The organism is Flavobacterium sp. CLA17, from assembly GCF_013112255.2.
Taxonomy (GTDB): domain Bacteria; phylum Bacteroidota; class Bacteroidia; order Flavobacteriales; family Flavobacteriaceae; genus Flavobacterium; species Flavobacterium circumlabens.
Map to the genome: position 1 here is coordinate 2,331,167 of NZ_CP068294.1, position 18,529 is coordinate 2,349,695.

The 18,529-nt window shown below is 35.8% G+C and carries 14 protein-coding genes; 11 read left to right on the plus strand and 3 right to left on the minus strand.

Annotation, left to right across the window (positions count from 1 at the left end; all coding sequences use genetic code 11):
• Nucleotides 1–2: 2 nt before the first annotated feature.
• From pdeM to HAV12_RS09855, 3 genes are read left to right on the plus strand one after another with little or no spacing between them, the layout of a single operon-like run.
• Nucleotides 3–638: a ligase-associated DNA damage response endonuclease PdeM gene (gene pdeM / locus HAV12_RS09845; RefSeq protein ID WP_171569487.1), complete on the plus strand. Its 636-nt coding sequence runs from the start codon at nt 3–5 to the stop codon at nt 636–638.
• Nucleotides 639–665: 27 nt separating this feature from the next.
• Complete coding sequence (locus HAV12_RS09850) at nt 666–1,358, plus strand: hypothetical protein (RefSeq protein WP_197984785.1); 693 nt, start codon at nt 666–668, stop codon at nt 1,356–1,358.
• Nucleotides 1,297–1,791, plus strand: coding sequence for a hypothetical protein (locus HAV12_RS09855; RefSeq protein ID WP_205423361.1), 495 nt, complete (start codon nt 1,297–1,299; stop codon nt 1,789–1,791). The genes HAV12_RS09850 and HAV12_RS09855 overlap by 62 nt, the downstream gene beginning before the upstream one ends.
• Before the next feature lie 104 nt (nt 1,792–1,895).
• On the opposite strand, the gene HAV12_RS09860 is transcribed toward HAV12_RS09855, so the two are convergent.
• Entirely contained in the window at nt 1,896–2,117 is a 222-nt protein-coding gene (locus HAV12_RS09860; RefSeq protein ID WP_197984787.1) for a YtxH domain-containing protein, read from the minus strand.
• A gap of 376 nt (nt 2,118–2,493) precedes the next feature.
• On the opposite strand from HAV12_RS09860, the gene ligD reads away from it, so the two are divergent.
• On the plus strand, nt 2,494–5,064 hold the full coding sequence (gene ligD / locus HAV12_RS09865; protein WP_171569488.1) for a DNA ligase D: 2,571 nt from the start codon (nt 2,494–2,496) through the stop codon (nt 5,062–5,064).
• Here the strand turns inward: ligD and HAV12_RS09870 are convergent.
• Both HAV12_RS09870 and HAV12_RS09875 read right to left on the minus strand, forming a co-directional pair.
• Nucleotides 5,061–5,837 carry a Ku protein gene (locus tag HAV12_RS09870; RefSeq protein ID WP_132037136.1) on the minus strand — a complete coding sequence of 259 codons (777 nt, stop codon included), beginning with the start codon at nt 5,835–5,837 and terminating at the stop codon, nt 5,061–5,063. The genes ligD and HAV12_RS09870 overlap by 4 nt on opposite strands.
• A gap of 225 nt (nt 5,838–6,062) precedes the next feature.
• On the minus strand, nt 6,063–6,434 hold the full coding sequence (locus HAV12_RS09875) for an STAS/SEC14 domain-containing protein (protein ID WP_171569489.1): 372 nt from the start codon (nt 6,432–6,434) through the stop codon (nt 6,063–6,065).
• A gap of 315 nt (nt 6,435–6,749) precedes the next feature.
• Here HAV12_RS09875 and lepB point away from each other — a divergent pair, with 315 nt between their 5' ends.
• The 7 genes from lepB to HAV12_RS09910 all read left to right on the plus strand — a co-directional run bounded on the left by lepB (nt 6,750) and on the right by HAV12_RS09910 (nt 18,494).
• Complete coding sequence (gene lepB / locus HAV12_RS09880; protein WP_171569490.1) at nt 6,750–8,357, plus strand: signal peptidase I; 1,608 nt, start codon at nt 6,750–6,752, stop codon at nt 8,355–8,357.
• 152 nt (nt 8,358–8,509) lie between these two features.
• Nucleotides 8,510–9,385 carry an alpha/beta fold hydrolase gene (locus tag HAV12_RS09885; protein ID WP_171569491.1) on the plus strand — a complete coding sequence of 292 codons (876 nt, stop codon included), beginning with the start codon at nt 8,510–8,512 and terminating at the stop codon, nt 9,383–9,385.
• Between the two features lie 420 nt (nt 9,386–9,805).
• The gene (gene katG / locus HAV12_RS09890) at nt 9,806–12,079 is read left to right on the plus strand and encodes a catalase/peroxidase HPI (RefSeq protein ID WP_171569492.1); all 2,274 of its coding nucleotides are present in this window, start codon (nt 9,806–9,808) and stop codon (nt 12,077–12,079) included.
• A gap of 376 nt (nt 12,080–12,455) precedes the next feature.
• Nucleotides 12,456–12,701 carry a hypothetical protein gene (locus tag HAV12_RS09895; RefSeq protein WP_171569493.1) on the plus strand — a complete coding sequence of 82 codons (246 nt, stop codon included), beginning with the start codon at nt 12,456–12,458 and terminating at the stop codon, nt 12,699–12,701.
• Between the two features lie 140 nt (nt 12,702–12,841).
• Complete coding sequence (locus HAV12_RS09900) at nt 12,842–14,836, plus strand: ATP-binding protein (RefSeq protein WP_171569494.1); 1,995 nt, start codon at nt 12,842–12,844, stop codon at nt 14,834–14,836.
• A 525-nt stretch (nt 14,837–15,361) separates the two neighbouring features.
• On the plus strand, nt 15,362–15,871 hold the full coding sequence (locus tag HAV12_RS09905) for a UpxY family transcription antiterminator (RefSeq protein WP_132037143.1): 510 nt from the start codon (nt 15,362–15,364) through the stop codon (nt 15,869–15,871).
• A 169-nt stretch (nt 15,872–16,040) separates the two neighbouring features.
• A complete protein-coding gene (locus tag HAV12_RS09910; RefSeq protein ID WP_171569495.1) occupies nt 16,041–18,494 on the plus strand; it encodes an ABC transporter permease in 2,454 nt (817 codons plus the stop codon).
• The last annotated feature ends 35 nt before the right edge of the window (nt 18,495–18,529 follow it).

Here is an 18,529-nt window from a genome sequence, read left to right on the forward strand (position 1 = left end):
TTATGAGGATAACAATACAAGATCAGACTTTCGTTTTACATTCAACCGGTGCTTTATTTTGGGAAAACAAAAAATGGCTTCTGATTTCTGATGTGCATTTGGGTAAAGTGTCGCATTTTAGGAAACATGGCGTAGCCGTTCCCAATAATGCGATTTTAGAAAACTTCAGCAGGCTGACCAAAGTGGCCGAATTTTTCAGTCCTGAAAAAGTAATTTTTCTGGGCGATTTATTTCACAGTTCTATCAATCAGGAATGGGATTTATTTGAAGAATGGGTTTCCTGCTGTGTCAGCGAAATTACCCTTATTGCCGGAAATCACGATATTATTAATAAAAAACATTATACCGATATTCATATAGAAGTACTGCAATTCCTTGAAGTTGATGGCTTTTTGTTAACGCATCATCCCAAGGAAAATAAAGGCTGGTTTAACTTTTCGGGCCACATTCATCCCGGAGTTACCTTAAGAGGTTTGGGAGGACAGTCTTTAAAATTACCCTGCTTTTTCCAGAAGGAAAATCAGATGATTCTGCCTGCTTTTGGAGAATTTACAGGAAAACATATGATGCGGCCGGAACAGGGCGATTTAATTTACGCGATTGCGATGGATGAAATTGTGATTGTCAACAGTAAGTAAATTAGAATCAATTAAAAAAAACAAACTATGGAAGCGTCAGCAAATTATATACGTTACAGCGAAAATATAGAAGTTAAACAGCCCAACGAAGACGAAATTAATCAGAAAATTGTGGACTCTATGGCAAGGGTAAACCGACTGATGTTTGAAAAATACCGTCATGCAATTCGCGATGCACATGCAAAAAGCCACGGAATTCTGAAAGGGGAATTGAAAATTTACGACAACCTTCCGGAACATTTGGCGCAGGGAGTATTCAGCCAGCCTAAAACTTATCCGGTTATTATTCGATATTCGACGGCACAAGGCGCAATAGTTCCCGATAAGATGTCGGCTTTTCGGGGTATGGCCATCAAAATCATTGGAGTTGAAGGAGAAAAATTCCTTCCTGATTTAGCCCATGCCATGACACAGGATTTTCTACTGGTCAATTATCCCGTTATACCTACCGGTACGATAAACGAATATCTGAAGCTGCAGGAAGGATTGGAAAAACAGGCAGACAGTGGCGAATTGTTTCAAAAGATAGAACAGAAGGTTGCTGTAGGGGTACAAAATGTCCTCGCTGCCGTTGGCCTCGCAGACGATACGAATATATTGAGTGCGCCGGGGCCTCATATTTTAGGGGACACTTATTTTAGTATGGCAGCAATTCGCTATGGCAGCAATTCGCTATGGCGATTACGTGGCAAAAATAAATGTAAAACCTCTTTCAGATAATCTGAAAGAATTATCAGGAAAGAAAATAGACAAAGAAGAAATAGAAGCCGATGAAAATGCTTTTTTAACAAAGCTGATATCCGGCTTTTTTAAATCTAATACAGCTGAATTTGAGATGAGTGCACAACTTTGTACCAATCTTGAAACAATGCCGGTTGAAGATGGTTCCGTGCAATGGACCGAAGAACAAAGCCCTTATCAGCCAATTGCTAAATTGACCATTTTACCCCAAAATACGTTTAGTCCGGAACGCAGGGTTTATGCAGATGATGTTTTGAGTTTTAATCCTTTTCACTGTCTGCCGAAACATCGTCCGTTGGGAAATATAATGAGAGTTCGAAAACTGGCGTATGAAACGTCAGGCAAATACAGGCATCATATGAATGCGCAACCAAGAGTGGAACCGGTTGCCATTGGGGAACTTCCCGATTAATTGGAATTATTATTGGTTTTCAATCGAAAATCTATTTAAATATAAAAATCCCCAGTACCTGAAAATTTTCAGGTACTGGGGATTTTCTAATAAAGTATGTTGTTTTATACAGGCTGATTGGCAGAACCGCTGTTCGGCGTATTTTTTCCTGTAAGATCTCCTGTAAAATCGGTTATTTTGTCTTTTAAGTTGCCTAAATAATCCGATTTAAGATCTGCTAATTTATTTCTTAAATCTTCTCCTTTTTCCGGAGCGAATAAAACTCCGATTGCTGCTCCAATTGCTACACCAGCAAGTAATGTGGCTGCTAATTTACCTGATTCCATGATTATTTATTTTTAAGTTAATGTTCAATTTTTCGTTTGTATTTAGGTAGACGTTTTCTAATCCAAATCTCAATCGTGATGCTAATGGTATTAAAAGATGTCTTTTACAAAGTTGCAATTCTAATCCGGAAATTTCTTTACATAACTTTCGTAAAATTTTATACTATTTTAATAAGGAAAGAATTAAATCGCAAATCTCCCAATTTTAGTGCTAAAAAAGTGCAAGGATATTTTGTTCCTTCTAATGTTATAAAATTCGTTTGTAATTGTGTAAGTGCTTGTCTGTAAGCCTTTTTAAATTTGATAGATCCAATTACGTCCTCAATTGAGTCAGGATTTTTAATGCACCAGAAGTTTAATTAATCAAATAAAAGGTATGTCACTTCTAAAATACAACGAAAAGAGAAACTTTAGCGATACAGCTGAACCGAAAGGGCAGGTGGGACGATCTGAAAATGAATTAATTTTTGTGATTCAAAAGCATGCTGCTTCCCATTTGCATTATGATTTTCGATTGGAAATGGATGGCGTCCTGAAAAGCTGGGCAGTTCCTAAAGGGCCTTCGCTGGATCCTGAAATAAAACGTCTGGCGATGATGGTAGAAGATCATCCGTACAACTATAAAGATTTTGAAGGGTCTATTCCCGAAGGAAATTATGGGGCCGGAAACGTGATTGTCTGGGATAACGGAACCTACCTTCCGGCTGATTCAGATTATAAAGGTACTGCCGAAGATAAATTGCAGGCAGATCTTAAAAAAGGACATATCAGTTTTACTTTAAAAGGTAAAAAACTAAAAGGAAATTTTTCTTTGGTACAATTAAAAGGCAAACAGGAAAACGCCTGGCTTCTGATTAAAAAAGAAGATAAATATGCCACGACCGAAGATATTCTTAAAAAAGATAAATCGGTTATTTCCAAACTTAGCCTGGATGTTTTAGAAAAGAAATCTGCCAAAGAAAAAGCATTAGCTAAAAAAAAAACGACTGATATAAAGTCAGCCACAACTGCTGAGAAAAAAAACAAAGAGACTAAAAAATCCGCTATTATATTTAAAAAACCAATGCTCGCCAGTCTGACCGACAAAGCTTTTGATGACCCGGATTGGATTTTCGAAAATAAATTTGATGGTTATCGCACGCTCGCTGTTATAAAGGAAGGCGGTACAGAACTTTTTAGCAGAAATCAGATTTCTTTCACTAAAAATTTTCAACCGATAACCGACGAATTAAAAAAAATAAACCACGAAGCCATTCTCGATGGGGAAGTGGTGGTTGAAAATGAAGCAGGAAAATCGGATTTTCAACTACTGCAAAATTATTTAAAAACAGGAAAAGGAAAATTAAAATTTTATGTTTTTGATATTTTGAACCTGGACGGAAATGATACGACTCATTTGACTTTACTGGAACGAAAAGAGCTGCTGGAAATGTTAGTGTCTAAATCTAAATTTTCGAATATTCTGTATTCCCAACATGTTCCCGAAAAAGGGATCGCATTTCTGGAAGTTGCCGCTAAAAAAGAAAGTGAAGGAATCATCGCTAAAAAAGCAGACAGTCCGTATACTATTGGAAAAAGAACAGGAGACTGGCTTAAAATAAAATTATCCCAACAGGAAGAAGCGATTATAATCGGAATTACGGAGCCTAAAAATTCACGTACCTATTTTGGAGCTTTACTACTGGGACAATATAAGGAGGGCATCTTACAATTTATTGGTAAATGCGGAACCGGTTTTACGCAGGAAGTACTGAAAGAACTACACCTTAAATTGGCACCTTATTTTACAGATAAATCTCCTTTGGAAGAAAAAGTACCGCTGCGGGATACTATTCAATGGATCAAACCAAAATTGATTTGTCAGGTTAAATTTGCGGAGTGGACTCAGGATAATCATCTGCGTCAGCCCGTATATCTTGGCTTGAGAATAGATAAAAATGTAAAAGAAGTACTTTTTACCGGAAAGGATAAGGATAACATTAAAGGAAAAGAAAAAATGGAAAAGACCACTACATTAGAAAGTAAATCAGCTCCTGAAAAAGAGGGTAATTTTGATTTAAAGGCAGGGAAAACAACCCTGCATTTAACCAATCAGAATAAAATTTATTTTCCGGCTGACGGCATAACGAAAGGGGACATTGTCAATTATTACAATGAGGTTGCCGATTTGATTTTACCTTATCTAAAAGACCGTCCGGAATCCATGTACCGTTTCCCGAATGGAATCGAACAATCCGGTTTTTATCAGAAAGATGTCGATGATGATAAAATTCCGTCCTGGCTCAAAACCAAAAAGATTTTTTCGGAATCTACCAATGCTAATGTCGATTACCTGATTTGCAATGACAAAGCGACTTTGCTGTACATGGCCAATCTGGGCTGTATTGACATTAATCCGTGGAACTCTACGATCAAACATATCGAAAATCCGGACTGGGTCGTGATTGATATTGATCCCGAAAAGGATGACTTTAAGGAAGTTGTAAAAACCGCACTCATGGTAAAAGAGGTGATGGATGAATTTGAAACAGCATGTTACTGTAAAACTTCCGGTGCTTCCGGACTTCATGTCTATATTCCGCTTGGAGCAAAATATGACTATGATTCAGTAAAAATATTTGCGGAACTTATTGCGCACGAAGTCCATTCCAGATTACCCGAAACAACGAGTTTAGAACGTTCGATCAAAAAAAGAAATCACAAAATCTATCTGGATTACCTGCAAAACCGAAAAGGGCAGACGCTTGCAGCTCCGTATTCCGTACGGCCAAAACCGGGAGCGACAGTTTCTACGCCATTGGAGTGGAGTGAGGTAAATGCAAAATTATCGCCTTCCCAATTTACCATCAAAAATGTATTAAAACGTTTCGAGAAGAAAGGGGATCTTTGGCAGCCGGTTTTAGGAAAAGGGGCCGATATAAAAGCAATACTAAAGAAAAGTTCCTAGGAACTTTTCTTTTTTTTGTTTTCAAGACTTGCTTTCAGCATTTCCATTAAATCATCGTTTTGTTTATGAACGACTTTTAGTTTTGGGGCAGCTTGTTTTTTGCCTTTGGCTTTGTCCTTGATGATTTTCAGAAGTTTATCGGTATATTCATCTTTATAGCTCGAAATGTCAAATTTTTCGGTAAGCTGTTCTACCAGTTTATTGGCCATCTCCATTTCTTTGACTTTTGTTTTAGAAACAGCCGGGAGTTTTAATTCAGAAGTATCTCTGATTTCCTGCTCAAAACGGATTCTGTTTAACACGATCACATTTTTATACGGTTTTAAGATAGCTAAACCTTCCTTATTTCGCATGACAAAACTGGTTACGCCTACCTTTCCTGAAGCTTCCAGTGCATCGCGCAATAAGGCATACGCTTTCATGGCACCTTTGTCCGGTTCTAGATAATAAGGCTGCTCGTAATAAAGGCTGTCAATTTCTTTTTCGAGCGTAAAGTTTAGAATGTCAATGGTTTTTGTTTTTTCGGCATCGGCGGCTTCAAAATCTTCCTCTTCCAGGATCACATATTTATCGTCTATTTTGTACCCTTTTACGATATTGCCGTACGCCACTTCCTTTCCGGTAGTTTCATTGACTCTTTTGAATTTAATATTCGAATGGTCATTTTTGTCCAGCATATCCATGTCTAATGTACTTTCCTGTACGGCGGAAAATAATTTTACCGGAATATTGATCAACCCAAAACTAATTGCACCTGTCCATATCGCTCTCATAATCCTTAATTTTAAAATTGGTTTACCCGTAAGACGCTGTACTGAGATAAGCAATTAAAGCACATCAGAGCCCAGCGTACTATTGCTGTGATAATTTTGAATTTATTTTTTGTCTTATTACGGGTCTTGTAATATTTTTAATTTTATTTTACTTCTTATCACGAAAGTTGTGATAAAAGAAATTTTAATTTTTGCCATATCACAAGAGCGTGCCCGTATTTAGCATTAAAGTGTCTCTTCAGAAACCCACGTCAGGGCTTCGTCGTATTGTTCTTTTTTAAAACCTTTAAATTCACCCGGAATCAGGTAACTAAAGCCATTGGTAAAAGAAATGATAGTATCAGAATCAGTAACGATTGCTGCCCTGTTCCATTTTCCAATGTTTTTAAGGCCCAACATCGCATCCTGAACCCAGGCGCCCGTGGTAAAATTTTCTAATTCAGTGTCTAAAACCAAAAGGAAATTGATGTGTTTAACTTGTTGGATCACACGATCTACTTCCGGAATTATAATATTCTGGAAATGTTCTTTGGTGACTTCTCCTGTTGCGCGAAAAGCGGCAATATTATTGGGGCTATCTTGTATTAATTGTATCATTTTATGTCTTTTATATTTTAAATAAATTTAAGCAACACTCCATTTCCCTGCTTACACTTAAAAAGTTAAATCTTATAAAATCGTAAGGCTTTTTTTAAGGTACTTAGGGGCTAAGGTGCTGAGGTTCTGAGTTTTTTTTAACTGATTTATTTTGAAAGCAACGTGCTATTTGGCGATTTGGGCCAAATCCTGTTGACTTATTGTGTAACATATTTGGTTAAAAAACTACCTATAGAAGATGGTGTACTTTTTACCACATAATTTTTCAAATACCCGGAACTCAAATTTTTATACTAATAACTAAAAAAGTAAAATATGAATTTATCAGAATGGCTTGTTTTTATTTTAATCATGCAAATTATTCATGGACTGTCTACCTGGAAACTTTATGTAAAAGCGGGCAGAAAGGCTGTTGAAGCATTTATACCGATTTATAATTTTGTAATTCTTATGAAAATTATAAATCGCCCGCGTTGGTGGACTTTTTTACTTTTTATACCGATTATTAATCTCATTATGATTCCGGTCATCTGGGTAGAGACTATTAGAAGTTTTGGAAAGAATACTACTTTCGATACGATATTGGTGGTACTGACATTAGGCTTCTATATTACTTTTTTAAACTATACTTCTGAAAAACTAACCTACATTGAGAATAGAAATCTAAAGTCCCAGACAAAATCGGGAGACACGGTAAGTTCTCTTTTATTTGCCATTATTGTAGCGACATTGGTGCATACTTATGTGATACAGCCTTTTACGATTCCATCTTCCTCATTGGAAAAAACATTATTAATTGGAGATTTTTTATTCGTGAGTAAAATTAACTTTGGTCCAAGAACTCCTATGACTACTGTTGCCTTGCCGATGGTGCATGATTCGATTCCTTTTTTAGGGGTGAAATCGTATCTGTTTAGTAATGATGTTACTAAAAAAGAAACCTCGCTGTTAAACAAGTTTCAGTTGCCGTATTTTAGATTTCCCGCTATAGAAAAAATTGAGCGTAATGAAATTGTAGTGTTTAACCAGCCTGCAGACACCTTGCGCGATATGGATAATTTCAAACCGGACCGGAATTATTATAAGCCGATTGATAAAAAAACAAATCTGGTAAAACGATGTGTTGGAATACCCGGAGATTCTCTGGAAATCAGGGATGGGGATATTTACATTAACGGGAAATTGAGCCAATTACCGGAAAGTGCAAAACCTCAGTTTAATTTTCTGGTAGATACAAAAGGAGAAGCCATTAGTCAGGATGCCCTTGTCAACCGATATGGGGCCAGGGAAGGCTTAAAGTATGAAAACGGAGATTTTGCCCTAACCAATAAAGGGGAATATTTTTTGACACTGACAGACAAAGAAGCGGCCTTATTGGCGAATAACCCAACCGTAAAAAGCGTAAAAAAATATTTAGCTCCAAAAGGAATAGACGGAGACGTATTTCCTCACATTCGTTCTTTGGGTTGGAATATCGATAATTTCGGACCGATTTACATTCCTAAAAAAGGAGCTACTATTCCATTAAACGTAAAAACACTTCCTTTTTACAAAAGGATTATACAGGAATATGAAAAGAACAGTTTAAAAATTAAGGGCGATGAAATTATAATCAATGGAAAAGTAAGCACCACATATACCTTTAAACAGGATTATTACTGGATGATGGGAGATAACCGCCAAAATTCTTTAGATGCCAGGTTCTGGGGTTATGTGCCTTTTGATCACGTAGTGGGTAAGCCGGTATTTATCTGGTTCAGCTGGAATACGAATGGCAGTGGAATTAATAAGATAAGGTGGAATCGTATTTTTTCTGTAGTAAACGGAAACAGTGAACCTAAATCGTATTTAATTCACTTTTTATTCCTGATCGGTTTTTATGTTATGGGCAAAAAAGTAATACAGAAAATGAAGAAGCAATAATGGGGACGCAGGGCAAAAGCTATTGAGTCAAATCAGGATTTTAGTGCAATTACTGTTTTATTTCCTATATTCGTTTCGTCAGAAAAATACGCTGTTCTAATGGCGCTGACCTCACGAAGCCACAGGACATTAACGAAACCAAACCAACCTTTATGAAAAGAAGAATTAAACTGTTAGTACTATTTATGGTGTTTTCAATTGTTGTCGGGGCACATGCCCAGGTTCAGATGAACTTTAAATTTGAAACACCTTATGGCGACAATAAAGCGGTCGGGAAATATGCTGAAATAAATGGTGCTAAAATCTATTACGAGGAATATGGAAAAGGAGAACCTTTACTGCTCATTCATGGAAATGGTGGAAGTATTAATTCAATGGGAAATCAGATTGATTATTTTAAAACGAAATACAGGGTCATTATAGCCGATAGCAGAGGCCAGGGAAAATCAGAGATGAAAACAGATTCGCTGACCTATGTGCAAATCACAAAAGACTGGGAAGGACTGGTGAATCATTTAAAATTAGATTCAATTAGCATTATTGGCTGGAGTGACGGTGGAATTGTCGGATTGGAAATGGGGATCTCCGGTAAAGCAAAAATAAAGAAAATTGTTGCGATGGGTGCCAATTTAAGACCTGATTCAACTGCAGTTAATGGCTGGGCTGTCAAAGAGGTTGCAAAACACAAAAAAGAAGTTGTATTGAAAATTAAGGAGAAAGACACCAGCCAAAACTGGAAAACAGAAAAGCAAATGCTGGGACTTTTGGGAGATCAGCCTAATATTCCGACTAAGGATTTATCAAAAATAAAGGCAAAAGTATTAATAATGGCGGGCGATGAAGATATAATTAAAAACAAACACAGTTTAGAAATTTATGAAAATATCCCCAAAGCACAATTGTGCATAATGCCCGGAGAAACACATTTTGCGCCTGCCTCCAATCCGGTATTATTTAATGAAATCGCCCATAAATTTTTATCGGAAACCTTTAAAAGACCGGATTCTAACTGGACAAAATGGAAATAATAGAGTTTAAACTTTCGGTTGATTTGCCGAAACTATCCAAAATAAAGTAAAAGTAAAAAGAGTTGAAAATAGCAATATTTCAACTCTTTTTTTTGGTGGTTCATTACTATAAAATTTAAATTATCTCTTTTTTAAACAGTAAAAATGAGGTAACTAGGAGTTTGAATAATATAAGGTTTTTCGATTGTTATTTAAATACGATAAGTTTTAACTATTTATTAATAGAAAATATCAGGTTTACTATAAATAGGAATTTGCGTAATTTTAATACTTTTATACTTCTTTATTTTGTGTCGTTCATACAACTAAAAATAAAGGATTCGTATTTCTGGTGCTTTTTTCAGGCATCGTTAATCTGATTTTTTAATTACATGCATGGTTTATAAAATTTGATTATTAACAATAAACTCATTTAAAAAAATGGAAAACAATTCAAATGACATCAGTAAATGCCCATTCCATAACGGAAGTACAAAGCAGGCTACTGCAGTAAATGCCGGTACAAAAAACCAGGACTGGTGGCCCAATCAATTAAAGGTGAATGTACTTCGCCAGCATTCTTCTTTATCCAACCCGATGGATAAAGACTTTAACTACGCTGAAGCTTTTAAAAGTCTTGATCTTGAAGCTCTTAAAAAAGACCTTCATGCACTTATGACGGATTCACAGGATTGGTGGCCGGCTGACTTTGGTCACTATGGAGGTCTTTTTATCCGTATGGCATGGCACAGTGCAGGAACCTATCGTGTAGGGGATGGCCGTGGAGGAGCAGGTGCAGGACAGCAGCGTTTCGCGCCGCTTAACAGTTGGCCGGACAATGTAAGTTTAGATAAGGCGAGAAGACTGCTTTGGCCAATAAAGCAAAAGTATGGAAGAAAAATTTCATGGGCCGATTTAATGATACTGACCGGAAATGTTGCACTTGAATCAATGGGTTTTAAAACATTTGGTTTTGCCGGAGGACGCGAAGATGTATGGGAACCGGAACAGGATATCTACTGGGGATCAGAAAAAGTATGGCTGGGCGGTGATGAGCGATATGCACATGGTTCTGAAGGCGTAGCGAAACATGCTGTCGTTTCTTCTGATGATAAAGCAGATGGGGATATTCATACCCGTGATTTGGAAAAACCTCTGGCTGCTGTTCAGATGGGTTTAATTTATGTTAATCCCGAAGGACCAGACGGTAATCCGGATCCTATAGCTGCCGCTAAAGACATTCGTGATACTTTTGGACGTATGGCCATGAATGATGAAGAGACCGTAGCATTAATTGCCGGAGGACACACTTTTGGTAAAACGCACGGAGCTGCCCCGTCTGAAAATGTAGGCGTAGAGCCTGAAGGGGGAGATCTTGAACAACAGGGCTTGGGGTGGCATAATAAATATGGTTCCGGAAAAGGTAAAGATGCGATCACCAGTGGTTTGGAAGTAACCTGGACCACAACACCAACGCAATGGAGCAATAATTTCTTTGAAAACCTTTTCGGTTTTGAATGGGAACTTTCCAAAAGTCCGGCAGGGGCACATCAATGGGTAGCGAAAAATGCTGAGGCCATTATCCCTGATGCATTTGACGCTTCAAAAAAACACCTGCCAACGATGCTGACTACCGATCTTTCTTTGCGACTGGATCCTGAATATGAGAAAATATCACGTCGTTTTCTGGAAAATCCGGATCAGTTTGCTGATGCATTTGCCAGAGCCTGGTTTAAATTAACGCATCGTGATATGGGACCTCGTGCTTTGTATCTTGGACCCGATGTTCCGGCAGAAGAATTGCTTTGGCAGGACCCAATTCCGGCAGTCGACCATCAATTAATAGATGAAGCAGATATTGCAGCACTGAAAGTAAAAATCCTGGATTCGGGATTAACTGTTGCCGAGCTTGTTTCAACCGCCTGGGCTTCAGCTTCTACCTTCAGAGGTTCGGATAAACGTGGTGGTGCTAATGGTGCGCGCATCAGACTGGCCCCTCAAAAGGACTGGGCGGTTAATAATCCTGTTCAGCTGCAAAAAGTATTAGGGGTACTGGAAAGTATTCAGAGCGCATTTAATGCAGGGCAATCAACTAAAAAAGTTTCTCTTGCTGATTTAATTGTTCTGGCCGGAGGAGCCGCAATTGAGAAAGCAGGTAAAGAAGGCGGAAATGGGATTACGGTTCCTTTTACACCGGGTCGTACAGATGCACTGCAGGAAAAAACAGATGTAGAATCTTTTTCATTTCTGGAACCTATTGCAGACGGTTTTAGAAATTATAAAAAGGCTAAATATTCGGTGGCTACAGAAGCTCTTTTAATTGATAAAGCGCAGCTGCTAACCCTTACAGCACCTGAACTAACAGTTTTGGTTGGAGGTATGCGCGCTTTGAATGCTAATTTTGACGGATCATCAAAAGGAATTTTTACAAATCGTCCGCAAATATTATCGAATGATTTCTTTGTGAATTTACTGGACATGGGAATCGCCTGGAAAGCAGTTTCAGACGATAAAGAAGAATATGCCGGACATGATCGCAATACAGGTGAAGTAAAATGGACAGGTACCCGTGCCGATCTTTTATTTGGATCTAATTCAGAACTTAGGGCTATAGCTGAAGTATATGCAAGTACCGATTCAGAAGCAAAGTTTGTTACCGATTTTGTTCAGGCGTGGACTAAAGTGATGAATCTTGATCGTTTTGATTTGCTATAACAAAATATAGTTGAAATAGAATAGGTTAAAAGCTCTATGAGTGGTTAGCTGTTTAATAGACAGTTAAGTAATCATAGAGCTTTTTTTGTGGTTAAGAAAAAAAGGATTTTGTGTGCAATGATTCTGTTTTTTGTATATTTTTACTAAAACTTTACTAAAATTTAGTATTAATAATGCTATCATAATATGTTTTTAGTAAAAAGATACATTCAAGTCTTTATATTTGTAATTAAAATTTTACAATTCACTACAATTTTTGATTTAGTCCTATTTTTCCTGAATTCTTTATAATGTAACTTTAAGTTTACGGATATACCGTAAAATGAAATACAATTGTAGTCTTTTTTTTGTATAAATGATATTAAATCAAATTATTATGAAAACTAGATTATGTATTGCTTCATTTATTTTACTTTCTTTTTCTATTTTCTCCTGTTCAACAGATGATATTGATGAACAGACTGAGACTCAAACTTTAAAGATTACTTCTGAAAAAGAGGTAAAAAATTATTTGCATAAAGATATAAATGTCAAAGCTATTGACTCAACTACTATCATTTCAGATGCAAATAATACTGCGGAAGGTGATCCAAGTAATCCAAGACCACCAAGAAAGGATTAGTACCTCTTTATTTTGAAATAAAAAGACTATATCATTTATTCGTATATTTTATAGTCTTTTTATTTCAAAATACTATATTTGAGAAGTAAAATAACACTTCGACTTTGGTAACATCTTTCAGAATATTTTTTTTATTTCTAGTGCTCGTAATTTTTTCCTGTAAAAAAACAGAACTGACTGGTTCTGAATTTAATACAGTTATTTCATTTGATCGTAATAATTTAGAAGGCAAAAAGAAAGAGCAGTATTTAGATTCGATAGTTGCTTTATTAAAACTTCAGAAAAATGATTCCACCATTAGAAATTTGTATTTTAAGATCTCTACGGAATACTATTACAACAACAACCTCGAAAAATCTTTAAGTACGAGTTTAGTAGCCCTCCATTTATCAAAAGAAGTAAATGATAAGGAAGGTATAGCAAAAGCACTTTTTTATGTTGGTGACAGTTATGGAAATATAAAAAAGGACAGTGCCTATTTTTATTACGTACAGGCGGAAAAATTGTACTATCAGTTATCAGATTATGATAATATGTCAAAGATGCTGTTTAATAAAGCCTATGTTTTATTTTACGATGGAAACTATATAGAATGTGAAGTTGAAATTTCTAAGGCACTGAAGTATCTGAAAGAATCTAAAGACCTGCGGTTAATTTATTCCTGTAATACCTTAATGGGGAATTGTTTAGAGAAGCTGGATAATTATGATAAGGCATTATGGTACCACCAATTGGCTTTGAATAGTTTGGAAAAAATGAAACTTACCGATATTGATAAAAAGGAGATAAGTGATTATAATATCACATCGATTATTAATATTTGTAATCTGTATGACCTGAAAGGAGAATATTCAAAGTCCATAAAAAAATTAAAAGGTCTGCTTTCAAAAGAATTTAAAGAAAAATCTCCACGATTATATGCCAATGTTCTCAGCAATCTGGCGTATTCTAAAATGAAGAATAAACAATACCACAATGTTTATTTAATGTTTTCCAAATCATTGGAAATGGTAGAAAAAAGCGGAGACGAGCTGGACGTTTTGTATAAAAAAATTCATATTGGTGAATATTTCCTAACGCAAAAAGACACTGTCAAAGCAATTAAAATTCTAAGAGAAGCTAATCAGCTGGCCATTAGGCTTAAGAATAGTAATGAAATCCTCACCTCTTTAAGACTTCTTTCCGGTTTAGATAAAAAACAAAGTCTCTATTATTCAAATGAATATATCAAATTAAGTGACAGCATTAATATTGTTCAGAAAAATGCGCACGAAAAATACGCCAGAATTGAATATGAAACCTCGAGAATAGAGGATGAAAATAAAATTTTGACCAATAAGAACTTTAATATTTTAATTATTTCGTTTGTACTGATTCTGTTGTTGGTTATTGTTTTTGTTTTAAGATACTTTAAATACAAAAACAAAGAGCTTAAATTTTTGAAAATGCAGCAAAAAGCAAATGAAGAAATCTATTTATTACTTACGGATCAGCATGAAAATATAAATGTGGCAAGAGACAATGAGAAAGCCAAAATCGCCAAAGAATTACATGATGGTATCATGAATAAGATTTACGGTGTCCGCATGAATTTAGGCTTTTTTAATGCCAAGTCAGAGAGTGAAATTGTCGAAAAAAGGAAAGAGTATATTTCTGAGCTGCAAAATATTGAAAATGAGATCAGGACTATATCGCATGATTTAAGTCGGGGTTCTTTTTTTGAAGGTAACGATTTTAATGTATTGCTACTGACCTTAATAGATAATCAAAAAGAGATCAGTACAACCCGTTTTAAATATCGAAACGATGAAAAACTGGACTGGTCTACGATTCAGAACATCTATAAAATAAATTTATATCGGATCATTCAGGAAGCTATTTTAAATATCAATAAATATGCAAATGCAAAAAATTGCGATATCATAATTCAGAGAAAAAGCAACAACCGCTTAAAACTTTGTATTACGGATGACGGAGAAGGATTTGATGTGGAAAGTAAAAAAAATGGTATTGGTTTACTCAATATGAAAGAAAGAGCGAACCTGCTAAAAGGTCACTTTACGATGGTATCAAAAATTGGAATGGGAACAAAAATTCAAATTATATTTTATCTTAATTCAGTTGCCCAGGATTAGAGATACTTCAATTTCATTGTTTCAATTACGTGAAATTTGTATATTGAAAGATTATCACCGGTCAACTTTTACTCTTCAATAAAAGGGGGATTCCTCCCTCTTTATAAAAGTATATTACTGCTTTTTTTAATTTCCTAAAATAAAGGTTCCGCTTTTTTATTTGGATCTTTTTTATAGTGTTGCTCCAGTAAAGCTTATAAAAAAGCAGCATTACAATCTTTAAAGTGAAGGGCAAATTGGTCTCTATTTATTTAAATGGAGCGATTATGCTTTTTATTTTCTCGAAAAACCTTCTTTTTTATGGTAAATGCAAGCGTTATTTGCTTTATTATCAATGTTTTGTGTTTTTTGTATCAGAGTCCGTAGTTTTTCTGCTGAAAGTCCGTAATTTTTATATGAATGCTACTGCTAATTTAGCGATAAATCTAATGCATTTTCCAATATTCAAAACCAGCATTTAGGATTAGTATTCTCGTAACAGAGAACAGCGTAGCTATTTAAAAACCCCTATTTTTATCATTATTTATGAAATCAATTCAAAATGGTTGGTATGTTCTATATGTTAAAAGTCATCATGAGAGAAAAGTATCTGAAGGGCTGAATAATTTAGAAATAAAGGCTTTTTCGCCAACAGTTCAGGTTCAGAGTACACGTACAGACAGAAGGAAAATGATTCATAAATTGCTTTTTCCGTCTTATGTTTTTGTAAAGATCAATTCTTCAATGGATTTTCACAGAACCCTATCCGTTAACGGAGCGTGTATGTACATTCGTTTTGGAATGGAATATGCAAAAGTAAGTGACAAGGAAATAAAAAATATTGAACTCCTGTTACAAAGCAATGACCTTACGGAAGTTGAAACAAATACTGAAAATTTTAAAGTTGGAGACCTTAAAACTATTTCATACGGTCCGTTAAGCGGATTGGAGTGCCAGGTTTTAGAAATCAGCAGCAGCAATAAAATTATTGTCAGAATTGATTCCCTAAAGAAAAATATAATCGCAACAATTCCGTCAGGCTACTTAGCTGATTAGGATATTGCGGATCAGAGAATCAGCTTCCTCTTAAATGCTGAATAAGCATTCCCTATTTTATTTATCGAAATTGAAAAAGCTCCTGTTTTTTATAAAACAGCAGCTTTTTGCATACCCTTATTTTTTACTATAAACCGTTATCATTTACTCATTCTAAAAGAGCTCAAAAATGTTTAAAAACTATCTAAAACTTGCCTGGAGAACTTTATTGAAAAATAAATATTTTACCATAATCAACATCACAGGTATAGGCATTGGAATTGCAAGCTGTTTATTCATAGTGCAATATGTATTTTTTGAGTCTGATTTTGATAAATTTCACAAAGATTCAGATTTAATTTATCGTGTTACCCAAAGTCGTTTTGAAAACAATATGCTGGTTGAAAATTCAGCAATGAATTTTTCGGCTATAGGACCTACAATTAAACGCTATTTTCCCGAAATTAAAGCCGCTACCAGTCTGGGGAAACAAGATTGTATTGTTTCTGTAGAGGGCACTTACGGAGACATCAAATCGTACAAAGAGAACGAGGTCTATTTTGTAGATCAAAACTTTTTGGATGTCTTTAACTTTCCCATTTTAAGAGGAGGGAAAAAGGCCCTAAAACTGCCGAATTCAATCTTTTTAACTAAAAGTTTAGCCAAAAAACTATTTGGGAAAGAAGACCCTATGGGAAAAACAATACAAATTGTAAACTTTAACCAGGGAACCAATTTAGAACTGGTTGTTCGTGCCATACTGGAAGATGTTCCTGCAAATTCACACCTGCAATTTACCTGCCTCGTCACTACTACCGAGACACTGGGTTCCTGGCATTTTATTGATGAATATGCGTATGTGAAATTTGTCCCGGGCACCAACGTAAACAATTCAAATTCGAAATTATCAGGATATACCAATAAATATCTTGGTGATTATTCGGATGGGATTACGAATATTCAACTCGCCTTTCAACCCTTAGAAAGTATACACTTATATTCTGATCTTACCAAAGAAATTTCTGTTAATGGAAACGGTAAATTTGTATGGTTCATGTTGTTAATTGCGTCTTTGATCTTAATTATTGCCTATGTAAATTACATCAACCTGTCTACGATTAAGTCTATGGACAGAGCGAAGGAAGTAGGGCTGCGCAGAACTTTTGGTTCTCAGAAAATAGCACTTATTATGCAGTTTTTCCTGGAATCCCTGATCCTGAGTTTTATCGGAATTATCATTGCCATTATCCTTGTATTACTTTTTAGAGGCGGTTTTGAAGGGTTGACGGGAATAAAAGTAACCGCTTTTTTCTGGACCGATTATAAAATATGGCTGCCGTTGCTTACCATACTGGTATTAGGAAGTTTTCTATCCAGTTTATATCCGGCCTATCTATTATCGTCTTACAATCCGGTACAGATTCTTAAGGGAAAATTACCCATTGGAGGTTCCGGAATTTTTATGCGAAAATGCCTGGTTCTCTTTCAATTTGTCATTTCGATTTCCTTAATTATCGGGACATTTACGATATACAATCAGCTCGAATATATGCGTAAAAAAGATATAGGCATCAATTTAGAAAGAAATATTATTGTGCCTGCCCCCTCTAATAATTTTGAATCGCAAATGGGCGGACGTAATTTCTATCAGAAAATGCAATCGTTCAGAGCAAGCTTAGAGGAGTATCCTGAAATCGAAAGTGTCACATCTGCATCTTCCATTCCGGGAATTGATCTCAACTGGACAAGGCCTTACAAACGAAAAAATGCTGTCAACAAGAATAATCTGTACGCCACTTTCTCCATAGGTCCTGAATTTATCGATCAATTTCAAATTGGTATCGTTGCAGGGAAAAAATTTAGCCGGGATATGATTTCCATAAATCAGATGCCAACCGGAAATACGCCAATCCTGATAAATGAAGCCGCAGTAAATGCGTTCGGTTTTGAGAGTGCCGAAAAAGCGGTTGGAGAATTCTTAACAGATAGTAATGGATCCGGGGTTGAGTTTGAATATGAAATTATCGGTGTCATTAAAAACTTCAATCAAAAATCATTAAAAGAAACACTTACTCCTATTGTATTCAGGTTAGAAGACGGTTCCAGTATAGAATACTACGCTGTCAAAGTTTCTTCTCAAAATATTCAGGCCTCTATCAGCCGTATCGAAAAATCATTCAAAGAAAATTTTCCTGCAAGTCCTTTTGAATATTTCTTCTTAGATGAGTTTTTCAACAAACAATACAAGGTAGATCAGCAATTTGGTCAGATATTTACGGTTTTTGCTGGATTGGCCATCTTTATAACCTGTCTGGGTCTCTTTGGATTAACGCTGTTTACCAGTTTTCAGAAAGCCAAAGAAATCGCGATACGAAAAGTATTCGGAGCTTCTGTTTTTAGTTTGTTAATGCTGCTCATCAAAGACTTCCTGAAACTTATATTATTTGCCAGTGCAATTGCCTGGGCACTATCCTGGTGGGGATTAGAGCAGTGGCTGCAGGGATATTCGACCAGAATTGGAATTAATTTCGTGTTTTTTATTCTGGCAACATTCATCGTCATTTCCATTGCGTTTGTCATCATCGGAGCGCAGTCCTGGAAGATTAATAAAAACAATCCTTTAAAAGCTATAAAGCAGGAATAATAGTTGTTTCAACCTGTTTATTTCAAAATAAACCA